This window comes from Saccharomonospora amisosensis (assembly GCF_011761185.1).
In the GTDB taxonomy this organism is placed as follows: Bacteria; Actinomycetota; Actinomycetes; order Mycobacteriales; family Pseudonocardiaceae; genus Saccharomonospora_A; species Saccharomonospora_A amisosensis.
Map to the genome: position 1 here is coordinate 3,778,099 of NZ_JAAOYM010000001.1, position 13,048 is coordinate 3,791,146.

The 13,048-nt window shown below is 66.4% G+C and carries 13 protein-coding genes; 8 read left to right on the plus strand and 5 right to left on the minus strand.

The window, feature by feature from the left end:
• Positions 1 to 45 precede the first annotated feature (45 nt).
• From FHU38_RS18320 to FHU38_RS18335, 4 genes are all read left to right on the plus strand, one after another.
• Positions 46 to 1,548 (plus strand): polysaccharide biosynthesis tyrosine autokinase, encoded by a 1,503-nt coding sequence (locus FHU38_RS18320; protein ID WP_167173070.1) that lies wholly within the window; start codon positions 46 to 48, stop codon positions 1,546 to 1,548.
• An 18-nt stretch (positions 1,549 to 1,566) separates the two neighbouring features.
• On the plus strand, positions 1,567 to 2,202 hold the full coding sequence (locus FHU38_RS18325) for an arsenate reductase/protein-tyrosine-phosphatase family protein (RefSeq protein ID WP_167173072.1): 636 nt from the start codon (positions 1,567 to 1,569) through the stop codon (positions 2,200 to 2,202).
• Between the two features lie 347 nt (positions 2,203 to 2,549).
• A complete protein-coding gene (locus FHU38_RS18330; RefSeq protein ID WP_167173074.1) occupies positions 2,550 to 4,487 on the plus strand; it encodes a nucleoside-diphosphate sugar epimerase/dehydratase in 1,938 nt (645 codons plus the stop codon).
• Entirely contained in the window at positions 4,484 to 5,761 is a 1,278-nt protein-coding gene (locus FHU38_RS18335; RefSeq protein WP_167173076.1) for a nucleotide sugar dehydrogenase, read from the plus strand. Before FHU38_RS18330 ends, FHU38_RS18335 begins: the two co-directional genes overlap by 4 nt.
• Before the next feature lie 12 nt (positions 5,762 to 5,773).
• On the opposite strand, the gene FHU38_RS18340 is transcribed toward FHU38_RS18335, so the two are convergent.
• Genes FHU38_RS18340 through FHU38_RS18355 form a run of 4 tightly spaced genes read right to left on the minus strand, consistent with a single transcriptional unit; the run spans position 5,774 to position 9,764 of the window.
• A complete protein-coding gene (locus FHU38_RS18340) occupies positions 5,774 to 6,385 on the minus strand; it encodes a GTP-binding protein (RefSeq protein ID WP_167173078.1) in 612 nt (203 codons plus the stop codon).
• On the minus strand, positions 6,366 to 6,734 hold the full coding sequence (locus tag FHU38_RS18345) for a DUF742 domain-containing protein (protein WP_167173080.1): 369 nt from the start codon (positions 6,732 to 6,734) through the stop codon (positions 6,366 to 6,368). Before FHU38_RS18345 ends, FHU38_RS18340 begins: the two co-directional genes overlap by 20 nt.
• Positions 6,731 to 7,153, minus strand: a complete 423-nt coding sequence (locus FHU38_RS18350) for a roadblock/LC7 domain-containing protein (protein ID WP_167173082.1) — start codon at positions 7,151 to 7,153, stop codon at positions 6,731 to 6,733. Before FHU38_RS18350 ends, FHU38_RS18345 begins: the two co-directional genes overlap by 4 nt.
• 46 nt (positions 7,154 to 7,199) lie before the next feature.
• The gene (locus FHU38_RS18355) at positions 7,200 to 9,764 is read right to left on the minus strand and encodes a sensor histidine kinase (protein ID WP_167173084.1); all 2,565 of its coding nucleotides are present in this window, start codon (positions 9,762 to 9,764) and stop codon (positions 7,200 to 7,202) included.
• Between the two features lie 300 nt (positions 9,765 to 10,064).
• On the opposite strand from FHU38_RS18355, the gene FHU38_RS18360 reads away from it, so the two are divergent.
• The 4 genes from FHU38_RS18360 (at position 10,065) to FHU38_RS18375 (ending at position 12,276) form a co-directional block, all read left to right on the plus strand.
• Positions 10,065 to 10,610 carry a rhodanese-like domain-containing protein gene (locus tag FHU38_RS18360; protein ID WP_313886823.1) on the plus strand — a complete coding sequence of 182 codons (546 nt, stop codon included), beginning with the start codon at positions 10,065 to 10,067 and terminating at the stop codon, positions 10,608 to 10,610.
• A 111-nt stretch (positions 10,611 to 10,721) separates the two neighbouring features.
• On the plus strand, positions 10,722 to 11,177 hold the full coding sequence (locus tag FHU38_RS18365; protein ID WP_167173086.1) for a MarR family winged helix-turn-helix transcriptional regulator: 456 nt from the start codon (positions 10,722 to 10,724) through the stop codon (positions 11,175 to 11,177).
• Positions 11,178 to 11,234: 57 nt separating this feature from the next.
• Positions 11,235 to 11,579 carry an L-rhamnose mutarotase gene (locus FHU38_RS18370; protein ID WP_167173088.1) on the plus strand — a complete coding sequence of 115 codons (345 nt, stop codon included), beginning with the start codon at positions 11,235 to 11,237 and terminating at the stop codon, positions 11,577 to 11,579.
• 13 nt (positions 11,580 to 11,592) lie between these two features.
• Positions 11,593 to 12,276: a FadR/GntR family transcriptional regulator gene (locus tag FHU38_RS18375; protein ID WP_167173090.1), complete on the plus strand. Its 684-nt coding sequence runs from the start codon at positions 11,593 to 11,595 to the stop codon at positions 12,274 to 12,276.
• 21 nt (positions 12,277 to 12,297) lie between these two features.
• On the opposite strand, the gene FHU38_RS18380 is transcribed toward FHU38_RS18375, so the two are convergent.
• Positions 12,298 to 13,047, minus strand: coding sequence for an SDR family NAD(P)-dependent oxidoreductase (locus FHU38_RS18380; RefSeq protein WP_167173092.1), 750 nt, complete (start codon positions 13,045 to 13,047; stop codon positions 12,298 to 12,300).
• Position 13,048 lies beyond the last annotated feature (1 nt).

A 13,048-nucleotide genomic window follows, 5' to 3' on the forward strand; every position in this document is an offset into this window, starting at 1 on the left:
TGCCGGGTAAGCGACGTCGACGACGAACTGGGCGGAGGTGCCGTGTTGACCCTGCACGACTATTTGCAGGTTGCACGCGAACGCTGGAAAACCATCCTGGTGGGCCTGCTGCTCGGCATCGCCACGGCCGCGACCCTCACCTGGACCATGGTGCCGCAGTACTCCGCGCAGGCGACGATCTATATCTCCTCGCACGCGACCGGCGATCTGACCGATGCCTATCAAGGCAACCGCCTGTCCGCCGACAAGGTCAAGTCGTACACCCAACTACTCACCAGCCACAGGATCGGCCAGGACGTCGTCAACCGACTTGGCCTTGACGTCCCGGCCGACGAGGTGGCCGGGCAACTGAGCTCCTCGTCCGAGCCGGAAACGGTGCTGCTGAGCGTGCAGGCGACCGATCCCTCGCCAGCACGGGCACGCGACCTCGCCAACGCCGCGGCGGGCTCGTTCACCGGACTGGTCGGCCAACTCGAGCGCCCCGCCGGTGGCGGGCCACCGACCGTGACAGCGCAAGTCGTCGAATCCGCTCGCATCCCGGCAGGGCCGGTCAGCCCGCGACCCGTACTGAACATCGCCGTCGGTGTCCTCCTCGGCCTGCTCGGTGGCTACGGCGGCGCCATGGTCAGGCACCTGCTGGACACCAGCATCAAGTCCCAACAGGTCCTCGCGAAGATCACCGACGCACCTCACCTCGGGAATGTCGCGTTCGACCCCGAGGTCCCCAAACGCCCGCTGACCGTGCACACCGACCCGCAGTCGCCACGCAGCGAAGAGTTCCGGAAGATCAGGACCAACCTGCAGTTCGTGGACGTGGACAGCCCGAACAAGGCCATCGTGGTGACAAGCGCCATCCCCGACGAGGGCAAGACCACCACGCTGTGCAATATCGCCATCGCGGTGGCGCAGGCGGGCAGCAGGGTGCTGGTGGTCGAGACCGATCTGCGGCGTCCGCGAGCGGCACACTATCTCGGCGTCGAGGGGGCCGTCGGTATCACCAGTGTGCTTTCCGGGCGCGTTTCGCTAAGCGACGCCGTGCAGCCGTGGAACTTCAACATGCTCGACGTACTCGCCAGCGGCCCGATCCCGCCGAACCCGAGCGAGCTTCTCGCGTCGCAGCAGATGAGTACCTTACTCAAGGAGCTTCGTAGCAGGTACGACTTCATCATCTTCGACGCACCGCCGCTGCTTCCGGTGACCGACGCGGCGGTGCTGGGCACGCAATGCGACGGGGCCCTGATCGTCGCCCGGCACGGTAAGACGACGACGAACCAGGTGAAAGCCGCGGTTTCCGCGCTGGAAGCCGCCTCCGTACGAACGCTCGGCACGGTTCTCACCATGGTTCCGCAACCGAAATCGACGTCCTACTACCACTATTACTACTACTCGGAGGAGCGGCGGCCCGCGGCGTCCCGTCCGGCACAGCGCAGCGCCGCCACCGACACCGGGCAGACCACCACGAACGGCCATGGTGAACAGCCGAGACAACAGCAACCCCTCCCGGTTCCGGAACAAGGCTGGCGACACGAAAGGCACCGCGTCCGGTGACCATCACGAGGTGATGCAATGACCACCAGCCATACCGGCCAGAACTTTCGAATACTCTTCGTCTGCACCGGAAACATCTGCAGATCACCGTTCGCGCAGTTCCTCACGGACAGCCTTATCAAGGCCAGGCTCCGCCCCGTCGACGCCGATCGGTTCGTCGTCGGCAGCGCCGGAATCGAGGCGCTGCCCGGTGCGCGAATCGATGTCCTGGCACACGCCGAACTCGCCAGGCGTGGCCTGGCCGGGTCAGCGGCGGAGTTCAGGGCACGGCGGCTACAGCCGGAAACGGCGGCGAACGCGGACCTGGTGCTGACGGCCGACCGTGATCATCGTTCGGCGGTCGTCCATCTCGCGCCTTCGGCTCTGCGCAAGACCTTCTGCATCCGCGAGTTCGCCAGGCATATCCGCGACATCCCCCCGGTCGGGCTTCCCCCACACCCGGTGGATCGAGCGACGCGGCTGGTCGCGCTGGCGGCCCAGCGTCGCGGTGCGGTCTGCTATGCCACCGAGCACGACGACACGATTCCCGATCCTCGCGGCCGCTCGGCCGCCGTTCATCGCAGCATGGCCGAGACCATCGCAAGCGCCATAACACCATTCGTAGGAAGGTTGGCCGAACCTGTTATGGAAACGCCAGCGCGGGAAACCGTGTGAAAAGCAATCCGGCCAGTCAGACAATTACCCGAATGGTTCAACGAGCTCGACGGCACAATGCGAGGCCACAAGCAACGGTGCTAACGTGACCACGTAACCGGACCTCCCCGGACCCTCCCGGACCAAGCGATTCCCCGGGGAATCAACGAAGGCAAATCAGAGACGGCACCGCCTGAACCAACAGCGGCGTGATTTCCGCCCGGGTCGATATTGCCACTTTGAACTATCTGCCCTGGCATGCGAACTCCCGCTCGCTGTCTGCCTGGTGAATGTTGTCCACCGGCCTTCGGTTCAGCCTCGGGTCGCGCGACGCCCGCGTCCAGGAGATCAGAGTGCGAGGTAGCACCATGCACGACCTTGTCATGGCCTTTTCCGCGCCATGGCGGCGAAAGACCGCCCTGCTGGCAGCCGTCGACGGATTTTCGTGGCTGCTCGCGATATTGCTCGCCAGTTGGCTGCGTTACGAGTTCACACTCGATCAGGTCTTCGGCGGCGCGCTTGTCCGTGCGACGGCGGTCGCCGTGCTCGCGTCGTGGGTCACCGGCTGGGCGAGCCGTCTTTACTCCGGCGGATATGCCGTCGGCAGCCTCGACGATGTCCTCAACCTTGCGAAATCCACGATTCTTGGTGGATTCGCCCTGTTGATCGCCCTACTGCTGGGGCTGACTCCGTCGATCCCGCGATCGGTCCCGGTGATCGCTACGCTGCTGGCCCTTTCCATGTCCGCCTCGGCGCGACTTCTCGCCCGCGCCTACCGCGGCCGCAGGCTGCGACCAAGGCAATCCTCGGCGCGCCGGGTCATCGTGTACGGCTCGGGACCGCAGGGTGAACAGCTCATCCGCTCGATGCTTTCCGGAGCTGCGGGCGATCTGCTCCCGGTGGCCGTACTGGACGACGACACCGAAACGCCAAACGCGAGGGTGGCGGGGGTGCCGGTGCGCGGAGGAACGGGACAGCTCGAGGCAGTGTCCAGGGAGACCCGCGCGCAACTGCTGATCGTCGCGATGGTGAACCCCGACCCCGCCGCCATGCGTTCACTGGTCTCCGCCGCCGCGAACACCTCGCTCGACGTCAAGGTGCTGCCGCCGCTTTCGGAACTGCTGCGGCCGTGGGCCGACTTCTCCGATCTGCGCGACCTCAACCTCACCGACCTGCTCGGCCGGGCACCGGTGGACACCGATGTGCAGTCCATCGCCGGATACCTCGCGGGGCAGCGCGTGCTCATCACCGGCGCGGGTGGGTCGATCGGTTCGGAACTGTGTCGCCAGGTCGACAAGTTCAAGCCGGCCGCACTGATGATGCTGGACCGGGACGAGTCCGCTCTGCACGCGGTGCGGCTGTCTCTCTACGGCAAAGCGGACCTCGACTCGCCGAACGTCATCCTCGCCGACATCCGCGATGCGGACCGGATACGGGAGGTGTTCCTGCGGTACCAGCCCGACGTGGTGTTTCACGCGGCGGCGTTGAAGCACCTCGCCATGCTTGAACGGTATCCGGAGGAAGCGTGGAAGACGAACGTACTTGGCACGATCACGCTGCTGGAAGCGGCATGCGAGTCGGGAGTCAGCAAGTTCATCAACGTGTCCACCGACAAGGCCGCCAATCCCTCCAGCATGCTCGGTCGCTCAAAGCGAATCGGTGAGCGCCTGGTCGCTGGCACCGCCGCGCGCTGCGGCGGCACGTTCCTTTCGGTGCGGTTCGGCAACGTCCTCGGCAGCCGAGGGTCGGTGCTCACGACGTTCGCCGAGCAACTCTCCTCGGGTGCACCGCTCACCGTGACACACCCGGACGTAACCCGGTTCTTCATGACGGTCCCGGAAGCGGTCGAGTTGGTCATCCAGGCGGCCGCTATCGGCCGCTCAGGCGAGGCTCTCGTCCTCGACATGGGAGAACCGGTGCGGATCGCCGAGCTCGCCGAGATGCTGATGGCGCTGTCCGGGCGACAGTCGCCGATTGTCTACACCGGCCTTGGCCGTGGGGAGAAGCTGCACGAGGAACTCTTCGGCTCCGGCGAGTTGGACAGACGGCCGGTACATCCGGCGATCTCTCACATCCGGGTGTCCGGAATCGACACGGCGACGGTGCGCACCGTGGGCTCCCAGCTTGACGTCGCCCGCGCGATGACCGAACTCGTCGACAGCGAGGTGTCCATCCCACGGGTACGTGAGCCGCAGCCGGTGGAGCTTCGGCCGGCCGAGCGATCCGACAGCCGCGAACAGGCGCACCTGACATCCAACCATCACTTCGATCCGGGCAGCTCCACACCGCAAAGGGGGCATCGGTGAGTACGGTCGTGAAATCGCCGGGGCGGCTGGTAGTCGTCGGGCAGGGCTTCGTAGGGCTTCCGATCGCGATGCGTGCCGTCGAGGTCGGCTTCGACGTGGTCGGTGTGGACGTCGACGTGGTCAGGGTGTGGTCGCTTCGGGACGGGCGTTCCTACGTCGAGGATGTGACCGACGACGAGCTCGAACGGGCTCTTTCGTCGGGCAGATACCGACCGACCGACGACTACGCCGACGTCGAGGGGTTCGACGCCGCAATCATCACGGTCCCGACACCGCTTCGGGACTCCTCGCCCGACCTCAGCTTCATCGAGGCAGCGACGAAAAGCATCGCGGAGCACGTCCGCCCGGGTGTCACCGTGGTGCTGGAATCCACCACCTACCCCGGCACCACGGAGGAGCTGGTGGTGCCTCTGCTCGAGAAGGGCAGCGGGCTCTCAGCCGGGCAGGACTTCCTGGTCGGGTACAGCCCCGAACGCATCGACCCGGGAAACACCCGCTGGCGATTCGCGAACACACCCAAGGTGGTTTCGGGAATCGAGAGCCGCTCGCTGGCCGCCGTGCAGCGGCTGTACGACCGGCTCGTCGAGCGAACCGTGCCGGTTACGACGCCGAAGGAAGCCGAACTCGCGAAGCTGCTGGAAAACACGTTCCGGCACGTGAACATCGCGCTCGTCAACGAATTGGCCGTCTTCGCACACCAGCTGGGCGTCGACATCTGGGAGGCCATCGACGCGGCCACGACCAAACCGTTCGGCTTCATGCGGTTCACGCCAGGACCCGGTGTGGGCGGGCACTGCCTTCCGGTGGACCCGACCTACCTGTCCTGGCGCGTGCGTCGTGACCTCAAGCGGGACTTCCGGTTCGTCAGCCTGGCCAACGATGTCAACGACCACATGCCGGACTACGTGGTGCAGCGACTGGGAGCATCGCTGAACCGGATGCGCAAGCCGGTCAACGACAGCACCGTGGTGCTGTTGGGCCTTGCCTACAAACCCAACACCGGTGACATCCGCGAGTCACCCGCACTCAGGCTCACCGAGTTGCTCACCGAGCAGGGTGCGAACGTGCTGGCCATCGACTCCCATGTGGAACCCCATAGGTGCCCTTCGAACGTGAAGCTCGTCGAGTTGTCCTGCCAGGTTGTGCGTGACGCCGATGTCGTGGTGCTGCTTACCGACCACGACGACGTCGATTACACACTGGTGCAACGCAGCGCGACCGCCGTCCTCGACACCCGGCGCCGACTGTCCGGCTCGAACGTCGAATACCTGTGACGGCGGCCGACCTCACCGAGACGGTTGTGGAGCGCGGGCACCGGCACTGCGAAGTTTGATCAGGTACTCCATGAGCGTGACAAGCGCGTGCTTGCTGAGTTCCTTGTCCCGTGCGTCGGTGAGCGTTATGGGAACCTCTCGGTCCACGTCGAGCGCGGCCCTGACCTGTTCGACGTCGTAGACGGGCGCGTTCTGGAAGCAGTTCACCGCCACCATGAACGGCACCTTCCTGCGCTCGAAGAAGTCCACCGACGCGAAGCAGTTGTCCAGCCTGCGGGTGTCGGCGAGCACAACCGCGCCGAGCGCTCCCTTTGCCAGTTCGTCCCACATGAACCAGAACCGTTGCTGGCCCGGTGTCCCGAACAGGTACAGCACCAGTTTGGGATTGATCGTGATCCTGCCGAAGTCGATCGCGACCGTCGTGGTGGTCTTTGCCTCCACCCCGGAAATGTCGTCGACGCCGGCCCCGACCTCCGTGAGCATCTCCTCCGTGCGCAGTGGTGGGATCTCGCTCACCGCGCCGACCATCGTCGTCTTACCTACACCGAATCCTCCGGCTATGAGGATCTTGACCGCGGACGCGAGCGCGTTCGTGCCGACCCGCTCAGAGCCTTCGAATACCATCGAGAACCGCCTGCAGTAGCTGTGGGCTGGGAATGTCGGTCGTGGTCGGAGGCGAGCGGAACACGAGATACCCGCGTTCGATGAGGTCGCTCAACATCACCTTCACCACGACAATGGGCAGATCAATCTTGGCCGACACCTCGGCCACCGACTGGGGCTGCTGGCACAGGCGCACGATCTCCGCGTGTTCCGGTCCCAGCGATCCCCTCGGGTCCACGGTCGTCGCCACGACCAGACTGATCAGCTCAAGATCGTGCCGTGTCGGGCGGGCCCTACCCCCGGCCAGGAAGAATGGGCGGACCAGCGGGTCCGCGGGTGCTTCCTCCCAAGGCTCGCCGTACCGGTTCATGGCGATGTGCTACCTCGTGCTGCTTCCTGGGCGGAGGTACGGGGCGCCGCGGACAGCGTCGCGCCGACCCGCTTCACGAGCCGGTTCATCTCGTAGGCCACCAGACCGAGGTCCGGCTGCGCGTTCGTCAACGCCGCCAGGCACGCGCCCCGGCCTGCCGCGGTGACGAACAGGAACGCCTCGTCCATCTCCACCAGCGTCTGCCGTACTTCGCCGCCATGGAAGTGCCGCGCCGTGCCACGGGACAGGCTCTGAAAGGCCGACGCCACGGCCGACAGGTGCTCGGCTTCCTCTTCCGTGAGGCTGTGCGAACGGCCGAGCAGCAGGCCGTCTGTCGAGAGGACCACAGCGTGGTCGATTCCGACGACCCTGCGGGCGAAGTCGTCGAGTAGCCAGCTCAGGTCAACCGTTGTCGTCATCTTCCGATCCACCGCCAGTTCTTGTCGATCAGCGTGCCGAGATTATCTATGGACGCCACGGGCCCTGGTCCTCGGCGCGGCCACGTTCCGTTCCTCGCTGGAACGCACTCATTACATTGCGCGCCTGCGCCGCCCGTTCATCGAAGTCAGGCTCGGCCGACTCATGTTCGGGCTCCGGCTCCTGGTCGGGTGCCGGGTCGTCCTGCAACTGTGGCGCCAGATGGGTTTGCCTTCGGCGTCTCGGCAGCGGCGGCAGGTCACCGTCCGATTGCGCCGGCCACTGCGGCTGCTGCGGCGGCGGCGCCTGGTGTTGCGGGCCCTGTGGCCGCTGCGGCGGCACCTGTTGCGGCGCCTGGTGCTGCGGGCCCTGTGGCTGCGGCGGCACCTGTTGCGGTGCCTGCGGCGGTGGCGCAGCCCCTGGCCTGCGCCTCGTCCGAAACTCTTCCTCCACACGAGCCTCCCCCGCGCCGTTCGTGCTCGGCTCGGCGCTGGGATGTGCCACCTTGCCGTTGCCCTGGTGTTCGGCGAACAGCGACGAATGACCGTTGGATACGCCCGCAGCGGCCGGAACTCGAGGTATGGCGCGCAAGGTGACGTCGTCATCGGCCGGGTCACTGTCCTGATTGGCCGCTTCTGCGGCGGTAAGGTTGGTGGGCAGAAGCACCACCGCCCGCACGCCCCCGTAGATCGACTCAAGCAACGTGATCTTGATGCCGTGCTCGTGGGCCAGCTTCGCCACCACGAAGAAGCCGATACGTGAGTCCTGGGTCAGCGCCATCACGCTGAAGTCGGGCGGCTCACGGAACATCGCGTTGTAGTCCTCGCGATCCTCCAGGTCGATACCGATGCCCTGGTCCTCGACCTCGATGACCGTGCCCTTGCCCACCGGGTTGCTGCGCACCTCGATACTGGAACCGGGAGGCGAGAACTCGATGGCGTTGTCCACCAGCTCCGCCAGCAGGTGGACGACGTCCGCCACCGCGCGGCCGACCAGCGTCATGTCAGGGATGCGGCCGATGTTCACGCGGTTGTACTGCGAGGTCTCCGACACGGCGCTTCGCACCACATCGATGAGCCTCGCGCCGTCCCGCCACTGACGGCCAAGCTGGCCGCCACCGAGGATGATCAGGTTCTCGGCGTTGCGCCGTTCGCGGGTACTCAGATGGTCGAGCTGGAACAGCAGCTCCACCTGGTCCGGGTCCTCCACGGCACGCTCGGCCTTGTCCAGAACCTGCAGCTGGCGCTGCACGACCGCCTGACTGCGGCGCGCGATGTTGAGGAACACCGCGTTGGTGCCCTCCCGAAGCTGCGCCTCCTGTACGGCGGCATTGACAGCGGTCTGCTGTGCCTTGTTGAACGCCTGGGCCACCTCGCCGATCTCGTCGTATCCGACGTGGAGTTCAGGCACTTCCTGGGATACGTTGACCGGTTCCCCGTCCCTGATTCGCTGCACGACCGAGGGCAGTCGCTCGTCGGCTCGCAGCGTGTCGTCGCGAAGCTTGCGAAGCCGCCGCACGACGCTGTTGCCCATCCGCATGGCGAGCAACAGCACCGCGGTCGCCAGCACCAGGCTCGCCACCGCGATGAGCACCGAGCGCGTCAACTGGTTCTCGGCCGCTTCCTTCTCCATCGCCGCCGCGGCGGTGCCCAGTTCACGAAGGCCCATGCTGCTAAGCGCGATCGCACTCTCCCGCATCACCGTGTGCCACTGCTGGTCGCTGAGTGGCAACTCGACGTCGGAAGCGGTGGGGTCGAACTGGCTCGTCGGCTCTAGGTAACCCAGTTCCTGGGCCTGCTCGTCGAACGCGATAACGCCCTGGTTTGCCAGAGCTGTCTCCATCTGGCCCAATTGCTGCCACTCTGGCGAGTTCTGCAGCTCCTGGAGTTTCCGCTGTTCCTCCTCGGGCAGCCGCGGGACGACGGAGGCCAACTCGGCGCGATAGGCGCGCGTGAGCGAGCTGAATTCCTCGAGCTCTGCCTGCGTCATGCCTTCGGCCTGCATCGAGGCCGCCGCCAGTGAGTTGCTTCGCACCAACCAGTCGGAGATGCGCATCAGGTCGGAGGCCGTCGAGCGGTAGAGGGCCGTTTCCTTGTCGGTGGAGTCCCGGCCGATGGAGTCCGCCGCGACGATCATCGCATCGGCGATCTGGTTGAACGCCTGATACACCTGCAGGCGCGAGATCCTGCCGCTGTCGACGTTCTGCCTCAGCTCCATCATTCGCGGCATGGCGGAGACGAACCTGGTGATGGCATCCTTCGCGCGCTGCGGCATCGCGTCGGCCACCTGCGAGGAGATGTCGCTGAACCGCGACATCAACTGATCCATGCCTTGCCGCGCCTGCGCCAGGGCTGCCTTGTTCCGCTGCGACGGGTTGGCTACTACGGCAAGGCTCGCCCTGCGTTCCTCGCTCATGGCCGGCATAAAGGGAACCGCCATGTTGTAACCGTCGGCGAGCAGTTCCGCGGTATCCCGTTTCTGTACGGCTTCAATCAGCGCGTAGGTATTGAACCCGACCCCTGCGGCCAGCAGCACGAAGCTCGGGACCAGCGCGATCGCGAGCACGCGAGCTTTCAAGGAGATGACGGGCTTGCGCCCGCTGGAGCCGCTCATGAAGCTTCGCTTTCTGGAGTATACGGACACATCGAGGCAGTTGCCGCGGGCCGGAGCCCGCGGGACGTGATCCCCGAGTCACGACGGCGGCTCAGGTTACATCACGGCTCGGAAACGGTCACCATGCTCCCGCAGAAGGCCGGTAGAATCCCGCGACCAGTATTGATTTCCGAATAAGTCTGCCTTACTGTGCCACGCGGACTCGGGAGCCGCTGCGATCCAGCGGACCGCTGTCCATTTTTACTTTCTATCCCGCTACCATCCGCGAGCTCATGCTCGCGCACAGTGACAGGAGATACCGTGCCCGACACGATCCCCGCGACCGCCGACGTCATGCAGATCAGCCAACTACTGCAGAACGGTTCGGGCGCGCGACTGATCGACGTCCGGACGGAGGCCGAGTTCAACCAGGCGCACATCCCCGGTTCCCGACACCTGCCGCTGTCGACACTGCGCAAGAACGTGGCTGAGCTGGCGAGCACGCCACAGGACCACCTGGTGCTGGTGTGCGCGGGCGGGGCGAGGGCCGAGCAGGCACGGCAACTGTTGCAGACGGCCGGGTTCAGCAGGCTCACCGTCCTGCGTGGCGGCCTCAACGCCTGGGAGCAGAGCGAGGCCCCGCTGCACCGCGGCAGCTCGAACTGGACGATGGAGCGCCAGGTTCGCCTCGTCGCAGGCATGCTCGTGCTCATCGGTGTGTTGTCGAGCCTCGCGTTCGAGCCGCTGAAGTGGATCGCCGGGTTCGTCGGCGCCGGGTTGACCTTCGCCGCGCTGAGCAACACCTGCGCGATGGCCAAGGTGCTGTCCTTGTTGCCGCACAACCACGCGAGGCGCTGCGACTGCTGAGCGCACTCCAACGGTCCGGCTCCGTAGCGCTGTGGGGTGCGTCACATCCACCCCGCGGCGCGAGTACCCCGCTTCGTTGGTGCGACGAACGCAGGCCACTAGGCTTCCTACATGGACAGACCGGCCTCGGACTCCGCGCCAGAACGCCTGCGAACACTGCCGAGCTGGCTGCTCACCCAGACCGCGTTGCCCGCGCACCGGCTGGTGTCGGAGCAACTCGCCGCGGTCGGTGCGCGTGGCTACCATTTCCGCCTGCTGACCACCCTCGATGAGTTCGGTGCCGCCAGCCAGGCCACGCTTGGACGGCGCAGCGGTATCCACCTCAGCGATGTGGTCGCCGCCGTCAACGAACTCGCCGACGGCGGCTTCGTGCGACGCAGCCCGGATCCGTCCGATCGCCGCCGCAACGTCATAACGATCACCGCGGCGGGCCGGCAGCGCCTGCGCGAGCTGGCGGACGTGCTCGCCAGCGTGCAGGACGAGTTGCTGGCACCGCTTTCCACGCCGGAGCGCGAGGAGTTGGTGCGGCTGCTCACCGTGCTGCTCGAGCACCACGGACGAGGTTAAGCCAGCACACCAAAGGTCGGATGTATCCTGGCGGCATTCTCGACAGAGGGAGTGCCGATGCCGCAGATCGTCCTGCACACCGTGCTGAAGCCGGGAAGGGAACTGGACTACGAAGCCCTGCACGCCACCATCCCATCGGATGTCGCGGCGGCACTTGCCGAACACGGCGTGCGGGACTGGCGCATCTGGCGGGACGGCAGGCACCTGTTCCACCTCATTGATGTGGCCGACTACAGGGCGATGCGCGCGGCCCTGCGGGACCACCCCGGCAACGTGCGATGGCAGGCCACGGTGGGACCGCTGCACGAGAAGGCGGACGACTACTCCGGCGGCGACGACGGCATCGCCTTGCTGTGGAGCCTCGCCGAACAACTCGGCCTGGGCCGGGACCAGGGGGAGTAAGGGGGAATGCGCCATGTCGGTCACCGACGACGCCATCGAGGCGATCAAGCAGATGATCGTCGATGGGGAGTTGTGCCCGGGAGACCGGTTGCCGAGGGAGGCGGACCTCGCGGACCGGCTCGGACTGTCGCGGAACTCGCTGCGTGAGGCTGTCCGCGCGCTGTCGCTCATTCACGTGCTCGACGTCCGGCAGGGCGACGGCACCTATGTGACCAGCCTGGAACCCGCGCTGCTGATGGACGCCATGGGCTTTGTCGTGGATTTTCACCGCGACGACACCGTGCTGCAATTCCTTGAGGTGCGGCGCATCCTCGAACCCGCGGCCACCGCGATGGCCGCGCTCACGATGCCGAAGCATGACATCGACGAACTGGCCGTGCTGCTCGACTCGCTCGGTGACCGGCCGACCGTGGAGCAACTGGTGGTCAACGACCTGGAGTTCCATCACCGCATCGCGGCAGGCTCGGGTAACCAGGTGCTGTGCTCGTTCGTCGACAGCGTCTCCGGCCGTACCCAGCGCGCGCGCACCTGGCGCGGCATCACGCAGGAAGCCGCGGTCGAGCGCACACTCGCCGAGCACCGCGCGATCCAGCGTGCGCTGTCGGACCGGCAGCCCGACGTGGCGCGGGCGTGGGCGACCGTACACATCGCGGGCGTGGAGCAGTGGATCCGGCAAACCTTGGTGGAACAGATCTGAGCGCGGCCGGCTCCGGTTTGGTCAGCTCCGTGGCCGCGGCCGCAGTTCCTGCATCCCGCCGTCCACGGCCAGCCCGACACCGTTTGTCGAGGACGCCAGCGGGCTGGCGAGATAGGCGACGGCGTGCGCGATCTCTTCGGCGGAGACCAACCTGCCGTGCGGTTGCCTTGCCCGCAGCGCCGCCCGTTCGGCCTCGGGATCGTCGGCGGCGTCTAGCAACCTGGCGATCCAGGGTGTGTCGGCGGTTCCAGGATGGACACAGTTGACGCGGATGCCCTCTGGAAGATGGTCGACGGCCATCGCCCGGGTCAGCGCGGTGACCGCCCCCTTCGTGGCGCTGTAGAGCGCCCGCCGGGGCAACCCCGCCGTCGCCACGATTGATCCGATGTTCACGACGGCCGCGGCCTTCGACCGCCGCAGGTAGGGCAGTGCCGCTCGACTGGTCCGCACCACGCCGAGCAGGTTGACGTCCAGCACCCGCAGCCACTCCGCGTCGTCGTTGTCGGCTACCGTGCCCTGCGCGCCAACCCCGGCGTTGTTGACCAGGATGTCCAGGCCGCCGAATCGCTCAACCACGGCGTTGATGCCGGCGCGGACCGAATCGTCGTCCGTGACGTCGGTGCGCACGCCGAACACGCCCTCGGCATCGACCGGCGACACGTCAAGTGCCGCGACTTCGGCACCCCGCTCCCGCAGTACGGCCACCACCGCGGCGCCGATCCCCGATGCGCCACCGGTCACAGCGGCGACCAGTCCGGTGAACTCGGCCATG